This window comes from Peribacillus sp. R9-11, from assembly GCF_031345095.1.
GTDB classification, from domain to species: domain Bacteria; phylum Bacillota; class Bacilli; order Bacillales; family DSM-1321; genus Peribacillus; species Peribacillus butanolivorans.
In genome coordinates this window covers 1,346,464-1,364,375 of sequence record NZ_CP133763.1, presented here as the reverse complement: position 1 = coordinate 1,364,375, position 17,912 = coordinate 1,346,464, and the positions used below count along the sequence as shown (strand labels likewise).

Annotated in this window: 21 protein-coding genes; 5 read left to right on the top strand and 16 right to left on the bottom strand. The window is 36.3% G+C overall.

Features of this window, described 5'->3' with window-relative positions; genetic code table 11:
- Positions 1–62: 62 nt before the first annotated feature.
- Positions 63–626, bottom strand: coding sequence for a signal peptidase I (gene lepB, locus RE409_RS06580; RefSeq protein ID WP_201181928.1), 564 nt, complete (start codon positions 624–626; stop codon positions 63–65).
- A gap of 38 nt (positions 627–664) precedes the next feature.
- The gene (locus RE409_RS06575) at positions 665–1,279 is read right to left on the bottom strand and encodes a TVP38/TMEM64 family protein (protein WP_309558744.1); all 615 of its coding nucleotides are present in this window, start codon (positions 1,277–1,279) and stop codon (positions 665–667) included.
- A gap of 294 nt (positions 1,280–1,573) precedes the next feature.
- On the opposite strand from RE409_RS06575, the gene RE409_RS06570 reads away from it, so the two are divergent.
- Positions 1,574–1,948 carry a YhjD family protein gene (locus tag RE409_RS06570; protein WP_201249897.1) on the top strand — a complete coding sequence of 125 codons (375 nt, stop codon included), beginning with the start codon at positions 1,574–1,576 and terminating at the stop codon, positions 1,946–1,948.
- 808 nt (positions 1,949–2,756) lie between these two features.
- Here RE409_RS06570 and RE409_RS06565 read toward each other — a convergent pair.
- The 5 genes from RE409_RS06565 to RE409_RS06545 all read right to left on the bottom strand — a co-directional run bounded on the left by RE409_RS06565 (position 2,757) and on the right by RE409_RS06545 (position 5,509).
- Complete coding sequence (locus tag RE409_RS06565) at positions 2,757–2,888, bottom strand: hypothetical protein (RefSeq protein WP_309558743.1); 132 nt, start codon at positions 2,886–2,888, stop codon at positions 2,757–2,759.
- 349 nt (positions 2,889–3,237) lie between these two features.
- Positions 3,238–3,555 (bottom strand): DMT family transporter, encoded by a 318-nt coding sequence (locus RE409_RS06560; RefSeq protein ID WP_056528086.1) that lies wholly within the window; start codon positions 3,553–3,555, stop codon positions 3,238–3,240.
- Positions 3,555–3,890, bottom strand: a complete 336-nt coding sequence (locus RE409_RS06555) for a DMT family transporter (protein WP_056528084.1) — start codon at positions 3,888–3,890, stop codon at positions 3,555–3,557. Before RE409_RS06555 ends, RE409_RS06560 begins: the two co-directional genes overlap by 1 nt.
- A 79-nt stretch (positions 3,891–3,969) precedes the next feature.
- Complete coding sequence (locus RE409_RS06550; protein ID WP_309558742.1) at positions 3,970–4,554, bottom strand: TetR/AcrR family transcriptional regulator; 585 nt, start codon at positions 4,552–4,554, stop codon at positions 3,970–3,972.
- A 391-nt stretch (positions 4,555–4,945) separates the two neighbouring features.
- Positions 4,946–5,509, bottom strand: coding sequence for a competence protein ComK (locus tag RE409_RS06545; RefSeq protein ID WP_201181936.1), 564 nt, complete (start codon positions 5,507–5,509; stop codon positions 4,946–4,948).
- Between the two features lie 352 nt (positions 5,510–5,861).
- Here RE409_RS06545 and RE409_RS06540 point away from each other — a divergent pair, with 352 nt between their 5' ends.
- Positions 5,862–6,098, top strand: coding sequence for an IDEAL domain-containing protein (locus RE409_RS06540; RefSeq protein ID WP_056528078.1), 237 nt, complete (start codon positions 5,862–5,864; stop codon positions 6,096–6,098).
- Positions 6,099–6,170: 72 nt separating this feature from the next.
- Here RE409_RS06540 and RE409_RS06535 read toward each other — a convergent pair whose 3' ends face one another.
- Together RE409_RS06535 and RE409_RS06530 are read right to left on the bottom strand one after the other, a co-directional pair.
- Complete coding sequence (locus RE409_RS06535; RefSeq protein WP_053344938.1) at positions 6,171–6,980, bottom strand: YitT family protein; 810 nt, start codon at positions 6,978–6,980, stop codon at positions 6,171–6,173.
- 154 nt (positions 6,981–7,134) lie between these two features.
- Complete coding sequence (locus RE409_RS06530; RefSeq protein WP_309558740.1) at positions 7,135–8,400, bottom strand: M48 family metallopeptidase; 1,266 nt, start codon at positions 8,398–8,400, stop codon at positions 7,135–7,137.
- 205 nt (positions 8,401–8,605) lie between these two features.
- On the opposite strand from RE409_RS06530, the gene RE409_RS06525 reads away from it, so the two are divergent.
- Positions 8,606–9,193: an SCO family protein gene (locus RE409_RS06525; protein ID WP_309558739.1), complete on the top strand. Its 588-nt coding sequence runs from the start codon at positions 8,606–8,608 to the stop codon at positions 9,191–9,193.
- Positions 9,194–9,286: 93 nt separating this feature from the next.
- Here RE409_RS06525 and RE409_RS06520 read toward each other — a convergent pair whose 3' ends face one another.
- From RE409_RS06520 to RE409_RS06505, 4 genes are all read right to left on the bottom strand, one after another.
- Complete coding sequence (locus RE409_RS06520; protein ID WP_053344935.1) at positions 9,287–9,814, bottom strand: HD domain-containing protein; 528 nt, start codon at positions 9,812–9,814, stop codon at positions 9,287–9,289.
- Between the two features lie 176 nt (positions 9,815–9,990).
- Complete coding sequence (locus tag RE409_RS06515) at positions 9,991–11,535, bottom strand: fatty acid--CoA ligase family protein (protein ID WP_201221701.1); 1,545 nt, start codon at positions 11,533–11,535, stop codon at positions 9,991–9,993.
- 179 nt (positions 11,536–11,714) lie between these two features.
- Positions 11,715–12,704, bottom strand: a complete 990-nt coding sequence (locus RE409_RS06510) for a lipoate--protein ligase (RefSeq protein WP_201221704.1) — start codon at positions 12,702–12,704, stop codon at positions 11,715–11,717.
- A gap of 45 nt (positions 12,705–12,749) precedes the next feature.
- Positions 12,750–13,484, bottom strand: coding sequence for an MBL fold metallo-hydrolase (locus RE409_RS06505; RefSeq protein ID WP_309558738.1), 735 nt, complete (start codon positions 13,482–13,484; stop codon positions 12,750–12,752).
- A 172-nt stretch (positions 13,485–13,656) separates the two neighbouring features.
- Between RE409_RS06505 and yhfH the strand changes: the two genes are divergently transcribed.
- On the top strand, positions 13,657–13,785 hold the full coding sequence (yhfH, locus tag RE409_RS06500; protein ID WP_082527657.1) for a protein YhfH: 129 nt from the start codon (positions 13,657–13,659) through the stop codon (positions 13,783–13,785).
- A gap of 181 nt (positions 13,786–13,966) precedes the next feature.
- Here yhfH and RE409_RS06495 read toward each other — a convergent pair whose 3' ends face one another.
- From RE409_RS06495 to hemE, 3 genes are all read right to left on the bottom strand, one after another.
- Positions 13,967–14,542, bottom strand: a complete 576-nt coding sequence (locus RE409_RS06495; protein WP_056528061.1) for a TetR/AcrR family transcriptional regulator — start codon at positions 14,540–14,542, stop codon at positions 13,967–13,969.
- Positions 14,543–14,920: 378 nt separating this feature from the next.
- Entirely contained in the window at positions 14,921–15,856 is a 936-nt protein-coding gene (gene hemH / locus RE409_RS06490) for a ferrochelatase (RefSeq protein WP_309558737.1), read from the bottom strand.
- A 79-nt stretch (positions 15,857–15,935) separates the two neighbouring features.
- A complete protein-coding gene (hemE, locus tag RE409_RS06485; protein WP_201221710.1) occupies positions 15,936–16,979 on the bottom strand; it encodes a uroporphyrinogen decarboxylase in 1,044 nt (347 codons plus the stop codon).
- A 294-nt stretch (positions 16,980–17,273) separates the two neighbouring features.
- On the opposite strand from hemE, the gene RE409_RS06480 reads away from it, so the two are divergent.
- Entirely contained in the window at positions 17,274–17,789 is a 516-nt protein-coding gene (locus tag RE409_RS06480) for an antibiotic biosynthesis monooxygenase family protein (RefSeq protein ID WP_056528055.1), read from the top strand.
- The last annotated feature ends 123 nt before the right edge of the window (positions 17,790–17,912 follow it).

Genomic DNA, 17,912 nt, shown 5'->3' with positions numbered 1-17,912 from the left:
CCAATCGTACGTTCGTGTTTTAATCAAAAGAAAAAGCCCTCAATAATTTCGGGCTTCCGCAATCATTCACCTTTAAACTGCAAATTAAATTCTTTGATTGGCCAATATCGCACATCAACTTTACCAACTACATTTTCAACTGGTATGTAACCAAAGTGGCGGCTGTCCGCACTTTCAAGACGATTATCCCCCATGACAAACAGCTTGCCATCTGGGACAGTGGTCGTATCAGTGATTTCTTTTAATGTAAAATCACCCGTAAAGTTCTGCCCCGGGAACCCCTCCTTAAACTTCTCAAGATAAGGCTCATTCACTTTCTCACCATTTACATAAAGCCAATCATCCTTGTAACGAATACGGTCACCTGCAATCCCTATAACTCGTTTAACATAATCTTCGTGTGAATTCGCATGAAAAACAATTATGTCAAATCGGCTGATATCCCTGATTTGATAATTAATTTTATTCACAACAAGTTTGTTACCTTCTTCAAGTGTCGGCTGCATCGACTCCCCTTCAACATCATAGCTTGAAAAGAAAAATGTACGGATTAAGATGTAAATAACAAAAGCAATCATGGCTGCTTTTACCCAGTCGGATAAAGAATTTCTGTTTGTTTTTTCCATCTATTTCAACCCCTACTGCTGCATTTATATTCTAATACTTATTTCCCTTCTTCTCTCTTCATGCTTTTATTTAGCCGGACTTCCAGTCTTTTTCCTACATACCATAAGATAAAAATGACAATACCTATGATGATTGTACGCACAGGCTTATGAATAAGGGATACAAGATCATAACCTACGAAGCTAATCGTAAAGATCATCACCGCTTTCCCTCCTATGGCAGCTAGTCCATATTGCAACGGGCTGACCTTTGAAAGCCCCGCCACTATGTTCACAATAGCCGATGGTGTAAAAGGGAAGCAGAGCAGTATAAACAGCGGTCCGAATCCATGATTTTCTACCCAAACCATTAGCTTTTGCACCTGTTTATGTTTCTGCAAAAGTCGAAAAAGCCTCATTTGACCATATCTTCTAATAACTAAAAAGATCAGAAAAGCTCCCGCTACCGCCCCAATCCAAGAAAATAAAAAACCCCACCAGAGACCAAAAGCCGTTGCGTTAGCGAGTACAAACACAACTAAGGGTAAAAAGGGCAAAAAAGCTTCCAGCATCGGTAGCAAAATTCCCGGGATTGGACCGAATGAGCGATATTGCTGAATAAGTGCCGATATATTATCAAGTGTAAACCACTCACGTATAGTATCCAAGTCCATAATTATCTCCCTCGACATGCCGACTATTAAAGCAGCATAAACTTATTAAAAAGCTGTTCTATTTTAGATATATCACTTTCCTCTGAAAAATTGCAAGAATTATTATCCATATATAATCATACTTTCCCTATCTCAGGAAAACATAATCTTATTAACAGAAATTTCATCATTCCAACAAACCGCTTGCATATCAACTGATAATCCATTAAGATGGATTAAAGAACATATGTTCTTATTTATATGAAGCATACATATTAATATGAAAACCTGCTTTTTTAGAAAGGAGCGGTCATGATGACCCGCATTCCAGAGGATGACCGAAATATGATTGAAAAAGCCATCTACCTTCCTATGGTGATTACAGTCTTAAACCGGGATCTCAAGGTCATCGAAATAAGTCCGTTTAAATTAAAAAGGCCCTATTCAGAACTAGTGGAACTTGTTTTAAAAGCCGTTCAGGAAGAGCTTGCCGAGGTGCGGCGCTATTTGCGCAAGGAGAATATTAAGGTAAGTGAAATTAAACGCGATGAATCCTTTACGATGTATTGTTTTTTATATAAAGGATACGAGGAACATCATAATTATTTCAATCCTCGCCTTCGCAACAAAACCGAAGACTTATTGTGTAATTACTTTTTCGAAAGAAGTCAACGATCCAAGGAAGTTTAGGGGATGTATTTGTTTAAAACCGCCTATTGAAAGTTATAATAATTTAAATGATGGGCTACTTGGTTTTATTATTCATTTCAGAAACTTCATGCACTTACTAGGGGTTGTTTATTCCTATATATGAATGTGAATATTTACATTCAAACAAATTCGTAGAGAGATATATAAGGGGTTAATGGAACGCTGTTGGCTATATTTTTCTTGGAAAAATAGTGTTATAGGCTCAAACTCTTCAGAAGAAGTAACTGTATATCACTCACTCCAATTGCTTCATAACTTTTAGTCAATATAAACACCTTAATTATGGTTAAAAAGGTTCTCCATGATAATAACAATATTGTTAAAGAAAATGACTCCAGAAGATTTAAAGGATTAACACCTTTATTCCATAACTATGTAAATCCATCTGGTGCGTTATAAAGAAGCATTTCTGACTGGATTTTTTCAAAAAGGGCATGTTTTAATCGTATGGTGGGTCTCTTAAAAAAAAGATTGGTCATCTTCTGTCTACGATGTCTCACAAGTCCCCTATTGTTAACAACTAACAACATAAGTATAAGAGATATTAAAATGGCAGATAAACGAAGTATATACGTATTGTTTGGAAAGGGATGTCCCTCTCTTTATACCCCTTACCAAATATTCATTTTAAATGGGGGCATATAAATATCCCCCATTTAAAATGAATATCAGATTCAAACAGCATCTTGGTGTATGAAAGGACTCGTCATGCAATCGTGAATTTCGCAAGGTAGTTTTACAACGACCATTTCGAACAAATCCTCTTAAAAAATAAAAGAGTACTAAATTATAAGTATAACAAAATCATTTTCTTTAATATCATGAAACAATTGACATCCATTATACTGATGCCTATACCACTAATAAGTATAATTCGTTTAATATTTTTTAATTTTTTGAAAAAAAGCATTCCACTCAAAACGCTTATGCCATCTGAACCAATACCAGTCCAGATGGCATAAGCCTATCCTACAGGAAGAGTTTGTATGGCCACAGATAATAAATAAAAGCTAATTCCGGCGAAAAAAGACAAGAAATCGTTGGTTGAATTTTGTAAAGCTATCTGTAAGTTTCAATGAAATCACACCGCTAATTTATGCTAATATTGCCATTATTAACATGACCCATGCCGTTTTTATCATTTCTTCTTTACTTATAAAATGCCAATCTCTAACATTCCTCTAATAAAAAATAGAACCTAGCTATATTATCACCTCTTGTTTGTCATTCTATTCCAATGACGTTTTTCACTTTATTTTCAATTGTTATTACGATGATGTCATCTTTAAACCAATGACCCCTATTAAAATAAGACCAAGTGATATAAATTGAGAAAAAACAAATCGTTCTTTAAACCATAATATACCGACTAAAGTGATTCCTACACTACCAATACCAGTCCATACTCCATAAGCAACTCCAGCAGAAAGTACTTGCATAGCTTTAGAAAGACAGTAAAATGAGAGTAAAAAGCCGATCGTCATCACGTATATAGGCCATTTTTTTCTTGTACCATCCATGTATTTCATTGCAATCGTAGCAATGACTTCCTCAAGACCAGCTATTAATAATAATCCCCAAGCCATTAATGCTCACCTCTTGTTTTCTCATTATCTTTTTTAGTGAATGTCTTCATTCCGATAATTCCTGATAAAAGAATCATTAGAAAGAAAATTTGTCCAAAAGAGTAAGATTCACCTAAAAATACCCCCGCGATATATGTGCCTACAGTTCCAATTCCTACGAATACAGTATAAGCCGCGGCTACAGGAATCGTTTTATAAGAACGAATGAGTAAAATGAAACTTACTGCAATTAAAAGAAAGGTGATTACCCAATCTAAAAAGGAATCTGCATACTTAAGTCCGGATGCCCAAACTACTTCTAAAATACCAGCAACAAGCACTAATAACCAACTCATATTAATCACCTCTCTTACTGAATGAATGTCAGTCATTTTTAATGTAATAAAAAGTATTGGAAAAGATCCAATAACTTATTTATGTTCTAAATAACGCTCTTTTTAAAAAGTTAAATATCTCACCCTTAAATACTTCGAGGGTATCATCTTGCTCATGACTTATAAAAAATCGTTCCGCTGAATTTTCAATAAGGTTTATAATCATTCTAGCCGTCCATTTAACATTAATGTCACTGATTATCTGGTTATTTTTAATGGCATTATCTATTATATCCTCAAGCCAAGAATAATAAGGCTGATATATCGATTCCCATTTCTCCATTGAATAATCTATAGCAAGCCCGGAATAACAAAGGACAATAACATCTTTATGTGCATCTGTTACGTTAAAGGTTTCATCAATCACAACTTCCAAGACGTCCCAAAAGTTTTCTTCCGTTTGAATCTTTCCCTTAATTCCTTCTAAAGTAATGGTAAGAAGGTTATCTGCAATAGCTGGTATTAAAGCCTTTTTTGAAGAGAAATATAAATAAAAAGTTCCTTGTGCCACTCCAGCCTTTTTTACGATATCTGAAATGGAAGTCTTATCAAGGCCTTTTTCAGGGATGACATCAATGGCGGCCTTTAAAATTTTTTCATATTTTCCATCAGGACTGCTTGCCATATTATGAACCTCCTTCGCGAATGAATGACTGTCATTCATTATATATTAATACTAATGAAATGTCAAAAAGGTTATGATGTTTTCCACAATCGAATGCATATAAAAGGATGCTCAATTCCTGATTCAGCGAAAAGGTTGATGGGTTTTTCATATCATTGTAAAATATATCTTTCCATTGATTTCATTATAGGAGATATACTTATTACGGCACATCTATCTAAATGACGCCTGTCTTACAGTTTTGTAAGGCAGGTTTTTAATTTAGGGCAGTTTATATACCTGCTTAAATTAGAATAGGCGAACCTCCTCTTAGGAAGTTCGCTTTTTGAGGTTTTAATATTGATTGATACAAATCAACACTTCTTGCAAATGCTTTGCTTAACATAATTAGCTAGCGTGGATTATACTTTGACATCATCTCTGAAGCTTTTCCCCCATTTGCATCGGTGAACAAATAGAAAGACTTCCTTTTTGTTTCCTCAATCCTTTGAATTAGTTTAGTTTTTAAAAAAGATGTCCGATGCAGCTGGTTTTCAAAAGAACTGCATGATACTTCTATATCGATGGTTTGTTTATTTCGGAATGTAACCTTTGTATGTTTTGAATCTACGCGATCATAGGATACCACATGCTCATGAGATAACCAGATGCATTGAGGACGTAAGGGAGATGTAGTCGGAAAGAAGAAAATTGAACTAGTTGGGTCAATCGCGATCGGTGCTTTATGAGTGATATTTATAAGCTGTTTCGTTCCATCCTTTCGTCCCTCATAACTCGATCCAAAGTACTCACAGCTTTTCTTGACAATTTCCAAAGGTTTGAAAGGGGAAATGAACTCGTCCTCCAATTCAACGATTTGGGCGTATATTTTACTTCCATAATTGATTGGCATTACCATTAAAGTATAAGGAGTGATTTCATATTCTTCGATAATTCCCTGACAACTTTCCTTCAACTTACAACCACCTCTTCCTCACTGCATTAAAAAGTGTAACTTTCAGCATTTGGTTATTATTTTCCCTCTACTGAGAAAACAGCTAAGATTTCGATCAAACCTTTTACCCTGTCCCCCTCCCTAATACCTCATATGGCTATAGAATATAGGACAGTTAGTTAATATGTGTTAAATTCCTCACTATAATAGCACAATTAGAATAGGTTATAAGCAAGTTCACAAAAAATTAAAAATTCTTTTTAAACGTGGTCATTTCGTCATCTAAACGACACATTTCCAAATATTTTAAATTTTCTGTTGATTTTATCCACTTAAATCCATATACTAATAAAAAGGGTCAGGGGTGGTTACTTTGAAAAATGAAAAATCTTATTCAGAGTCAGTGAAGTCCTTATCAATGAGCGAAATGAAAAACGATGCTGTAGTTCAGGAAATGTTAATTGATATGATTATTCTAGAATCCGTCCTTAATACCAAAAAGAATATCCTTGCGAAACAAATTGATGAAGCGTTAGATACTAAAGACAAACCTTTATTCCTAAAACTAAGTTCTGAAATGAACATTTTGCTAAAACAGTTTGGAAATTAAAAATGTTTGATTAAAAATAGCTAAATAATCAAAAAGCCTCCCCAAATGTCGGGAGGCTTTTCTATTTCTTTATCATTCTTTATGAAACATCCCCATGACCTCGGCTGTTTCAGTAATATTTACAAAAGCATTCGGATCCACTTCTTTTATCATAGCTTTTACATCGGTTAATTGATAACGAGTAATGACGGTCATCATTACTTTACTCTTTTCTCCGGAGTATGCACCTTCACCATCCATGACAGTAATTCCCCGATATAAGTTGGTAAGAAGCTTCTCTTTCAATTCGTCACTCTGTTTCGTAACAATCATTAATGTTAATTTAATGTGATTAGAATGAATTGTATCGATCACTTTTCCTGCTGCATATATTGAAATCAATGTATATAATGCGGCATCCCAACCAAAGATGAACCCTGAGATAACAACCACAACTGCATTCATCACCGATAGTAATGAACCAAGTGGAAAGTCGCTTTTCTTAGCCAAAAGCATTGCAATGATATCAAATCCGCCGGAAGATCCTGAAGCACGGAAGATGATACCGATACCAACCCCCGAAATGATTCCTCCAAATAAAGAAGACAGAATTGGTTCAGTGGACACTCCATGAATCGGAATGATATACAAACTGACAGATATTACGACAACTGATAATATCGTATATGTGATAAAACGTCTTCCTAATTTTATATATCCCAGAATCAACAGTGGCAGATTTAACAGGAAATTCAATATCCCTGTGTTAACTGGGGTAATGATTCCTAACATAATCGCAAGCCCACTAAGTCCGCTGCTCAAAATTAAATGAGGAATCAAAAATAGATTGTAGGCTAATGCAACAAGCACTGAGCCTATAATGATGAAAAGTACATTATACATAACTGATCTCCTTATAAACCAACTGGGAATTTAATTTATTATAGTAGAGAACCTAAGATTTATAAATTAAAAGTTTTTTCTGAAAACAAACTACAAACTTCCACTTTCCCCGAAATAAGGCAAGTAAAAAAGCCAGCTGATTTTCAGCTGGCTTTCAATAATCCTTTGTATCATCATTTTCAACAGTAGAAATCCGCTCAAGCATCGTTGGATGGGAATAACGCAGCCATTTAACTAGTAATGGGGGATTCACCTGACTCAACCCCGCCCTCGTGAGTTCCTGGAACGTTGTGATTGCCGATTCTTTATCACCAGTCATTTCAATAGCATAACGGTCAGCCCTTGTTTCTTGATATCTGGAAACATAATTGGACAGCGGACTGGAGGCAAACAGTAATACACCCGTAATTAAGAGAAATAATGGAAGTGAAGAGATGCTATCAACCGAATGTATTTTTAACATGTGGCCCCAACGTCTAATAAAGTAATTCATGATTTTCGATGTCAGCCACAAACCAACTAAAGTCATTCCTAAATAACCTGCTATACCAATATATATATGCTTTTCAACATAATGAGCCATTTCATGTGCCATGATAAAAAGTATTTCATCTTCTTCTAGTTTGTTCAAGATCGTATCCCAAAGAACAATTCTTGAGTTCGAACCTATACCAGTTACATATGCATTCAAGGCATTTGTCTTTTCTGCCATATTTACTTCATATACATGTTCCGCCGGAATTTCGGCCTGTGCGGCAAGTGCCAATATTTCCGTTTCTAATTCTTTATTTTTCAGTGGATAAAATTCATTATACAGCGGATCAATCAATACAGGCTGTAAAAACATCAGGAACAATGAAAATGGAATCGACAACAACCAAGCGTAGAGCCACCACTTCTTCACACTTTTCTTCATTAACCAATATAAAACTGAAACGATGATGAACATCATCCCAAAGTTCACCCAGAAATCGATGACTTCATCCTTCATCCACGAAGAGAAACTCTGGGTACTGATATGGTAACTTTTACTCATCCTGTAACCAATGAAACTGATTGGAAACAGCGCTAGATAAGAAACCACCGAAAGCCAAAATAAATAAATACCTGTTTGGATCACTTTCCATTTAGAGGTCCCCAAAGCCGATTTTTCAAATGCTTTTGAAAACCCAAATAATAAAACAAAAAAATACATTAGCCATTCATATGGAGTCGAAACGAAAAAAAGAAAATTCCGCAACCCTGAATACTCTTCGCTAAGCTTTAGTTCCCTTGCATTCAGAAATGTTGCAGGATCTGCTGCAGTACCACGTAATGCTTGGGGAATAGAGGTATCTGCCCCATAGAAAATATACCAATACATCACTGCTACAAAAAGTATATATAAAAGAACCGCTCTTCCTGCCCATTTCCTAACCATTACGACCCTCCTTTAAATCTAACCTACCTCTTATAGTTTAATCCAAAATGGACAGGTTAGAACCGTATTTCCGTCTCCATATCATATAATGACAATAAATGTTCAAATAATCTTCATCATTTCGCCCGTTTTCATTCCTTCGTTTAGAATTCAGTCCTGTATAGTGAAGATAGATAATTATAAAGACTTGGGGTGACAAACAAAGGTGAAAAAAATTTATATTATTTTTACAATTTTATTAGTGATGGGCATTGGATCAGGTATCTTTTATTTTACAGAATACCGTCAGTCAAAAATGTATTTTCCAGATGATATAGTGATGAAAAAACAAGAGGGTGAAACATTCAGCTTCTCTGAATTAGAACCTAAAGTCCGGCTATTGGAGTTTATGTATATTGATTGTCCAGATTTATGTCCAAATACCACATTTCAAATGCAAAATATTCGAGATCAATTAGTTAAGAAAAATATTTTTGGAAGTAAAGTGGAGTTTTTAACTATCACTTTTAATCCGGAAAAGGATTCAGCTGAAAAAATAGATGCGTATGCAAATACATTTGAAGTAAATAAAACGGATGGCTGGGAGATATTACGAGGTTCACCTGAAGATACCAAAAAGCTAACTGACCAATTTGATTTTCTTTTTCGAGATTCAGGAACCGGCGAATTTGTCCATACTACCGCAACCTATTTGCTCGATGTTGAAAATCGTGTCGTCAAAGTTTTTGGAATGGGTGAATTTGATTTCGATAAAGAGGCAGTGTATAAAGCTATTTTGAAAGAAGTCGATTAATTGCGAAAAAAACACCCTCTTGAGTAGTAACCCTTTCATACTTCATATAGAACTCCTGTTTTTAATCACAAAAAAAGCTATCACCGTATATTTTCAGGATGATAGCCTTTTTCTTTGTTCCTCATCAATGAGTTTGTCTAGTTGGATTATGCTTTCCTTTGCACGCTGGAAATCAATTTTGCGATAATGGTGTTTTCCACCTTCTTCTTCATCTTTTTCGTCGGCCCATTTGACGACTTGCTGAAGCGGTGTTCGAATAATATCATTTGAAGGTAAAAATGAATCGGTGTGAAATAAAATGGCGAGGGAAATAGTCTTGGCTTTAACCGGATTTTCTCCAAGCCGGATTAACAGTTTATGCGCTCTTTCTGCACCTTTAATAGGATGGATATCATTTTGTTTGTACAAGTCATAATCCCATTTCCCATTGCGATACCAGGTGAAATGACCCATATCATGCAAAAGACCAGCTTTGGCAGCAATATCAGGATCTACGTTATATTCGTTTGCTAGGTGAAACGCATGATAGGCAACGGCAATCGCGTGTGCAAGGCCTGATCTGTTCAAGTATTTTTGAGCAATAGGATGTGTAAAAATATCTAAAAGCTCTACATCTCTCATCTTACCCCTCCTTACATGTAGTGAAATTTTTAATGACAATCATAACTCTTTTTGAAATAAGAATCAAGACTTTAAGCTCCCCACTATATACTTTATGCATGGCGATACACTTTGCTTGTACAAAAAGGAGACTATTGCATGTGATAGGCAATAATCTCCTTAGATACAAATCATATTTAGTTTTGAGTTACATGAGTTTTCAAGGAACGACGTAAAATTTTTCCTGTCGTATTTTTTGGAAGTTCATCTAAGAACTCAATTTTTGTTGGGACCTTATATTTAGCTAAATGTTCTAAACAATAAGCAAGTAATTCTTCCTCGGTCAATGCATTATTTTTTTTCACCACGAAGCATTGAACGACTTCACCTTGATTAGGATCCGGCACGCCTATCGCTGCGGCTTCAACCACTTCAGGATGGGCGTATAGAACCTCTTCGACTTCACGCGGATAGACATTATAACCACCAACAATGATTAATTCCTTTTTACGATCTACAATAAAAAAGTAGCCTTCTTCATCCATCCGGGCTAGGTCACCAGTATATAGCCAGCCGTTTTTTAAAACAGCAGCCGACTCTTCCGGCATTTTGTAATACCCTTTCATTACATTCGGACCTCTGACAATCAATTCGCCCACTCCATTGACAGGCACTTCTTCATCAAGCTCATTTACGACTTTGTTTTCAACATGAAGGATTGATGTTCCGATTGATCCGGCCTTCCTTGGACGATCCAAAGGGTTAAAGCATGTGACAGGTGATGCTTCAGACAAGCCGTAACCTTCTGAAACAATAATATTAAATTTCTGTTCAAAGGATTCCAGCAGCGAAACCGGCATGGCAGACCCACCTGAAATACATATTCGTAACGAATTCAAATCTTCTTCTTTACCATCTGGATATTGGAAAAGGAAATTATACATTGTTGGTACGCCAGCAAAAACAGTCGCATTAAATTTTTTGATTAGCCTGAATATTTCCTTTGGACTAAATTGCGGGACAATTAACAGTGTACCTCCGCTCAACAATGGAGCATTCACAACGACTGTTAAACTGAAAACATGAAACATTGGCAGTGTCGTAACAACACGGTCATTTTCCGTGATTTTTAAATATTCGCCGACATCATGTGCATTGGAGTAAATATTTGTATGTGAGAGCATGGCCCCTTTTGGTTTTCCAGTGGTCCCAGAAGTATATAGAATGATTGCCGTATCTTCAGGATCCAGTCTCGGTCCTAAAAAGTGGACATCCCCCTTTTTCAGCATCTCTGTAAACGATTTCATTTTAGGGTAAATATTCAGTTTACTTATATCCCCATTAGCCGGTTGCGTTTCACAAATTACATATTGTTCAACACTTGAAAGAATGGGGTTCATATTCTCTAATAAGGGTAAAAGCTTATCTAAAGCTACAACGACCTTTACATCGCCATTATTCAGGATGTACCCAATTTCATCAGGTGTGTAAATTGGATTTACTGGTATTACGGTCGCCCCTGCTCGTAAAGCCCCATACAACGAAATAATAAAATGTGGAGAATTGCCTAAAACCAACGCAACATTATCACCAGTTGAAATACCAAGCTTATGTAGTTCGTCTGCAAACTTTGTTACGGCTTCATCCAATTCTCCATATGAAGTGGATTGATCCATAAAATAATAAGCTGGCTTATCAGCCTTTCTTAAAGACGTTTGATGAAGCTGTTCAGATAAATTCATCGTTCTCCCTCCCCTGTAAAAAGCATGAATGAATAATCATTCATTTTTAGCTCAAACTAAATACAGTTTTATTATATTAAAAGTAAATGATTACAGCAACATTTTTATCCAAATTCAAGCAATTAATGTCATTATTAGACACAAAAGCCGTCCTTATAGGCTCGGACGGCTTTTCAAAATTAATATATTAAAGCTACTATCTCATCTTTTGTTACATTGCCAAAATAATGTCGAACATCTATTTCAACTAATACCGAGCTGATAGATTCTTTTTCATAACGAGTTCCAGTAAGCTTTTGTTCTATGTCAATAACTTCGCCAACTCCAAAGAAGTCACCGTAAATTTTACAGTTCTCAATGATTCCCCTATTCACTTCAAGACGGATATCAACAGACCCAGCCGGGAACCTATGTGAGTTTTGCAAGTTGAATTTAGGTGATTTTCCGTAGTTCCACTCCCAGTTTTGATACCTTTCCTCTGAGATTTTATGAATCTTATCCCAATCTTCTTCTGTTAAAACATACTCCGTAACTTCTCCACTATCTTTAAAAATATTTTTCAGAAGGAAAGAACGGAATTCCTCAACAGTCATCGGTTTTTTTAGAAAATCAGCGATATTACCGACACGGCTTCTAATTGATTTAATCCCTTTTGACTCAATTTTATCTTTTTTCACTTTTAAAGCGGAAACAATATGGTCCATTTCTGATTGAAACAACAATGTCCCATGACTGAACATCCTGCCCTTCGTTGAAAACATCGCGTTGCCAGAGATTTTCTTTCCTTCAGCAAGAATATCATTACGTCCACTTAATTCAGCATGAATTCCTAGTTTTTCAAGCGTTTCTACCACAGGTTGAGTGAATTTCTTAAAATTATGGAAGCTGTCCCCATCATCTTTCGTGATGAAACTGAAATTGAGATTTCCTAAATCATGATAAACCGCTCCACCCCCGGAAAGACGTCTGACAACAGTAATACCGTTATCTTCAACATAATCGGCATTAATTTCTTCAATCGTATTTTGATTTCTCCCTATGATGATTGAAGGACGATTAATATAGAATAAAAGATAGGTTTCATCTATATTTAAGTGTTTGAGTGCATACTCTTCAATAGCCAGATTAATCTGTGGATCTGTGATTCCTTTGTTATCAATAAAAAGCACCGTTGTTCCCCCTTGTCGACTTCATTCATACCCCTGATGATTCATTTATAGTTGAAATTCGAGATTGCTTTTCGCTACTGCAATTTCCCGTTTGAATACCTCTGATGCTTCTTTTTTCAGTTGATTCAGATCACCATAATGTGGAAGATGAGTTAAGAGTAAAAGCTGGACGTCTGCCTTATCAGCAAGTATGCCCGCTTCCCTAGCTGTCATATGACCGGCCTTTGAGCCGTCCATATTACTGTAAAAGTTGCTTTCACATAATAAAACATTTGCATCCTTGGCGAAATCAGCCAACTCATCCATATAAGAGCTGTCCCCTGTGTATACAATCGAATGATTTTCAGCCTCTATTCTCATTGCAAAGCATGGAACTGGATGTTTTGTTTTCATAAAAGTAAATTTGCATGGACCGATGGTTAAAGGCTCATCAGCAGAGTAGGCAATCCCCTTTGTTATATCTTTATAGGTTAACTTTTCAAATTCGGTTGCATCTAAATCATGACCATAAATAGGAATAGTCCTTTTTTCGCTGCCCAGTATTTGCTGAATTAGCGCAGCGTGTTGCAGGACACCTACATCCGCTACGTGATCTGGATGATAGTGGGATAATACTACCGCACTGAGTTCCTCCGGCTTCATATGATTTTGTAGCTGTGATAGAACACCGCTACCGCAATCAAGCAGAATGCGAAAATCTTCATATTCAAGCAAATAGCCAGAACTTGCCTCATTTTTAGCTGGATATCCGCCCCAACAACCAATTACGGTGATTTTCATGCTTAGGCACTCCTTTTTTCTCACAATGACTTCCCCATTAATATAAACTATTCTTCCCCTATTTTCATCTTTTTTACCCATGTTATAAAACATACATTGACACAGTGATTCTGTTATAATACAATGAATACTATAGAAAAGAAATTAATAAAAAATTCAGGAGATGATGTTCATGATTCAAAGTAGCGTTGAGTTCTTTAAAAACCTGCCTCCTAAACAATGCACGGAATGCGGAAAAAAGATTGAAGAACAGCACGAATGTTATGGAAACCACTGTGATCATTGCCTTTCTGTAAAGTAATAGTTTACGTGTTTCACCATCAGCTTCCCAATTAGCAGGATGATCCCATATAAAGTTCCAGTTTCGCAGCTGGACCTATCCCCAAATATAAAAAGACGATCCAATTAATTGGATCGTCTTTTTATATTTCCTTCAATTTGAATGTGCTGTTTCAGGTCATATAAGCAAAAAAATAGAATTATCAAGTAACAGATAATCCTTTAAATAAATATATTTTGAATAGCTCAGCAATTTCTTCTTTTCCTAATGGTTCATGATTCCTCTCCCAATCGAAAATAAGGGCAAGGTACATTTTTAACATGAGGAAAGCTGTTATTTCTGGATCACAAGGCTGAATATAGCCTTTATCAATCGCTGATTTAAGTTTTTCTTTAATATAGGAAACAATAGCTTCTTCCATTTCATTAACCATTTCCTGAACAGCCGGTGTGCCAATTTCCCGTTCTTCCTGAAGAAGTTTTAAAGATAATTGATGTTCCTGTCTAAACTCCAAAATACGATAAACAGCTCGATGAAGATTTTCAAAAAAGGAGAATTGATCATCCAGGGATTGTTCAGCCTCATATTTCATTTCCTCTATCATCCGCTGAACAATTTCTTTAAAAAGCTCTTCTTTATTTTTATAAAAGGTATAGATTGTTCCTTTTCCGACATTGGCAATTTTAGCCACTTGATCCATTGTCGTTGCCTTGTATCCAAAAAGGGAAAAAGACTTGGTCGCGGCTTCTAAAATTAATTTTTTACGATCAACAGACATTTTCCACCTCAATTCCGACCAAACGAACAGAATAGTCAATAAGTTCAATAATATCTTACCAAAATCTTTCTGTTTTTTCAATTAATTTTTTGCGAACTTACAGAACATACACAGTATTCATCTTAAACGTATATAGAAACAGTGGCTATCCTCGTTACTGGACAGCCACCTTATTAGAATTGAAGATGTTATTTTGTTTGATGAACTCAACGACTTTATCGACTACGGCCTCAGATTGATCAATGCAGTCCGGCAAACTGAACCCGTCATATATATACTACCTGCAAGGAATACTCAGCTGCAGACCAGTTATTCCTCCTCCGATTATGGCAATCGTTTTCATTGTATGATTCACCATTCATCGCCCTATTTTGAAAATTATTTCTCCTGTAATTTGTTTATAATAATTGTAGACAAAGCGTCGATAAATGCTGGTTTTACATTTGGCATATCAGGTCGGTAGTAACCGGCTCCAATTTCACCTGTAACAACTTTACATTCATAATCATTATCATAAAGAACTTCAAGATGCTCGGATACAAAACCAACAGGAATATAAATGAAGGCCTTATAACCTTTTTCTTTATAGAGATCTCTAGTCAAATCCTGCACATCCGGTCCTAACCACGGTTCAGGCGTTTGTCCGGCACTTTGCCAGCCTACTGCATAATTGGAAACCCCTGCGCCTTCAGCGATTAGATTCGCCGTTTCTTCAAGTTGCTTTGGATATGGATCTCCTAATTGTAAAATCTTTTCCGGAAGGCTATGTGCAGAAACAACCAAAGCATAATTATCGCGTTCTTCCGAAGTCATTTTTCCAATTGTCTCTTTTAGTTGGTCCACCCAATATTGAATGAATTTTGGCTCATCATACCAGCTTTCAACAGAAGTAATGGTCAGACCACCCAATTTAGCTGCTTCATCCTGCGCACGCCCATTGTAAGACTTCACACTGAAAGTTGAAAAATGCGGTGCCAATACAATACTGACCGCTTCCGAGATACCATCATCATGCATTTGTTTAACAGCGTCTTCAACAAATGGTTCGATATGTTTAAGCCCTAAGTATGCCTTAAATTCAATTTCTTCCTGAATTGAATTTAATTGTTTTTCAAGCGCTTCTGCTTGTCCTGCTGTGATTTTTGCAAGGGGAGACAATCCACCAATCGCTTCATATCTGCCTTTAAGATCGGCAATCAATTCTTCACTAGGTCTTCTTCCATGACGAATATGTGTATAATATCTTTCAATATCCTCTTCTGTGTATGGAGTACCATAAGCCATGACTAAAAGGCCCATTTTTTTTCTTGACATGAATTTACACCTCTTTTAAAAATTCCGTTCTTTTATTGTGCATCCACATAAGGTTTTTTAGCAAACAGTTCGATCAGGTTTACTTCTTATTTGATGAGTAATCATGAATGAAAGCGGTCAATTTCTTCAAAGTTTCCGGATTCACGGAAGGGAACACCCCATGTCCAAGATTGAAGATGTAGCCATCCTGCTGCATACCTTGGTCAAGGATTTGTTTCGTCCGCTCTTCTATAACATCCCAAGATGATAAAAGGAGGGCCGGATCAAGGTTACCTTGAACTGTTTTCTGTATACCCATCTTTCTTGCTTCCGAGATAGGAAGTCTCCAATCCAATCCCACCACATCAATCGGCAGATCATTCCACTCCAATGCCAAGTGACTTGCACCAACACCAAACATAATTAAAGGTACATTTTCTTCACGTAAGGAGGCAAAAATGCGATTCATGATCGGCTTGATGAACACCCGATAATCTTCTACATTTAACGCCCCAACCCATGAATCAAAGATTTGAATGGCTTTAACACCCGCTTTAATTTGTGCCTTTACATAGATGATAATCATATCTGCTAACTTGTCCATCAAAGCAAACCAAGCTACCGGCTCAGAATACATAAAAGCTTTCGTCTTATTGTAGTTTTTGGAAGGACCGCCCTCTATCATATAAGAAGCAATCGTAAATGGAGCACCTGAAAAACCAATCAAAGGTACAGTCAATTGCTCTGAAGTTAATAATTTGATAGTGTCCAACACGTATGGTATGTCTTCCTCAGGATTTAATTCTCCTAATTTTTCAACATCTTTCACCGATTGAATTGGATTAGATATGACTGGACCGATTCCTGACTTAATTTCTACATCCACTCCAATGGCTGGTAGCGGTGTCATAATATCTTTATATAAAATCGCCGCATCTACATCATATTGCTCCACAGGCAATCTTGTCACATAGGCGCATAATTCCGGCTGGTGAGTAATTTCAAAAAGGGAGTACTTTTCTTTCAATTTACGGTATTCTGGCTGTGAACGGCCAGCTTGACGCATATACCAAACAGGCACATGATCCGTTTTCTCACCTCTCGCAGCTTTTAAAAATGTATCATTCGTAATTTCCTTAGACATTAATATCCACCTTTCAAGCAGTCACGTTCTATTTTTTTATTCATACTTACATAGAATATCAGATGGAAGTTGAATTTCAAATTGAATCTCCTTAAACTATAGCTTTTTCTATAATAGAAGTATAGCCAAGCTAATTATTTGTCAGAAAATCGACGTTTTTAGGATTTTCTCAGACTAATTTCCAAAGCTATTTGAATTGGACATGAAGATTTATATTTGATTAGAAATGGTAAAAACACTATTGATTGGGTAAAATGGGTATACACCTACTATTAGTGTTTGGAGGGGATCTATATGAATGTATTCATTACATCAGGCACATACGATTTTTTAAAAATCAAAAAAGATAAGCACCCGAATGAAAAAATATTACTTATGCAAAATTCTGAAACTGCAGTACTTTTGCATGAAACACCAGGGAAAACAATCTTTAGCTCACCACGTAAATTTGAAGTAGTGGATGGAAAGGGTGACCTTCAAAATCATGGATATGTGGTAATGAACAATATCCCTGTCAGTGAAGAAGGACGTCCGGTATTTGAACACCGTTTTAAAAACAGAGCAGGCTTCATTGAAAAAGAACCTGGATTTGTCGCCCTCCGTGTCCTGCGACCAACCAATTCAGAAACTTATGTCATCTTGACTATATGGGAAAAGCAAGCGGACTTTTTGAATTGGAAAAAATCTAGTTCTTTTCAAAAAGCACATAATGGCGATTCTAAGCCTCCTGTAACGAATTCCAGCCAGAAGATGTTCTCAGGGGAAGCGTATGTGACGCAATATACTTTGATGAAGGATTCTGAAGAATAAAATATTCTTGTCGCAACCCCGCATCAATAACAAAAGGCCCATCCTTAAGAGGATGGGCCTTTTTATCTTTCAAATCCGAATTGTTTGATTTAGATTAGCTGCTTGCGGCCTTCCAAAATGATA

Coding starts and splice junctions, on each gene's coding strand:
- RE409_RS06480 (WP_056528055.1), top strand. CDS start 17,274: ATGAATGTATTCATTACATCAGGCACATACGATTTTTTAAAAATCAAA.
- hemE (WP_201221710.1), bottom strand. CDS start 16,979: ATGTCTAAGGAAATTACGAATGATACATTTTTAAAAGCTGCGAGAGGT.
- hemH (WP_309558737.1), bottom strand. CDS start 15,856: ATGTCAAGAAAAAAAATGGGCCTTTTAGTCATGGCTTATGGTACTCCA.
- RE409_RS06530 (WP_309558740.1), bottom strand. CDS start 8,400: ATGGTTAGGAAATGGGCAGGAAGAGCGGTTCTTTTATATATACTTTTT.
- RE409_RS06555 (WP_056528084.1), bottom strand. CDS start 3,890: ATGAGTTGGTTATTAGTGCTTGTTGCTGGTATTTTAGAAGTAGTTTGG.
- RE409_RS06570 (WP_201249897.1), top strand. CDS start 1,574: ATGACCCGCATTCCAGAGGATGACCGAAATATGATTGAAAAAGCCATC.
- yhfH (WP_082527657.1), top strand. CDS start 13,657: ATGATTCAAAGTAGCGTTGAGTTCTTTAAAAACCTGCCTCCTAAACAA.
- RE409_RS06575 (WP_309558744.1), bottom strand. CDS start 1,279: ATGGACTTGGATACTATACGTGAGTGGTTTACACTTGATAATATATCG.
- RE409_RS06560 (WP_056528086.1), bottom strand. CDS start 3,555: ATGGCTTGGGGATTATTATTAATAGCTGGTCTTGAGGAAGTCATTGCT.
- RE409_RS06520 (WP_053344935.1), bottom strand. CDS start 9,814: ATGAGAGATGTAGAGCTTTTAGATATTTTTACACATCCTATTGCTCAA.
- RE409_RS06505 (WP_309558738.1), bottom strand. CDS start 13,484: ATGAAAATCACCGTAATTGGTTGTTGGGGCGGATATCCAGCTAAAAAT.
- RE409_RS06535 (WP_053344938.1), bottom strand. CDS start 6,980: ATGTATAATGTACTTTTCATCATTATAGGCTCAGTGCTTGTTGCATTA.
- RE409_RS06515 (WP_201221701.1), bottom strand. CDS start 11,535: ATGAATTTATCTGAACAGCTTCATCAAACGTCTTTAAGAAAGGCTGAT.
- RE409_RS06495 (WP_056528061.1), bottom strand. CDS start 14,542: ATGTCTGTTGATCGTAAAAAATTAATTTTAGAAGCCGCGACCAAGTCT.
- lepB (WP_201181928.1), bottom strand. CDS start 626: ATGGAAAAAACAAACAGAAATTCTTTATCCGACTGGGTAAAAGCAGCC.
- RE409_RS06550 (WP_309558742.1), bottom strand. CDS start 4,554: ATGGCAAGCAGTCCTGATGGAAAATATGAAAAAATTTTAAAGGCCGCC.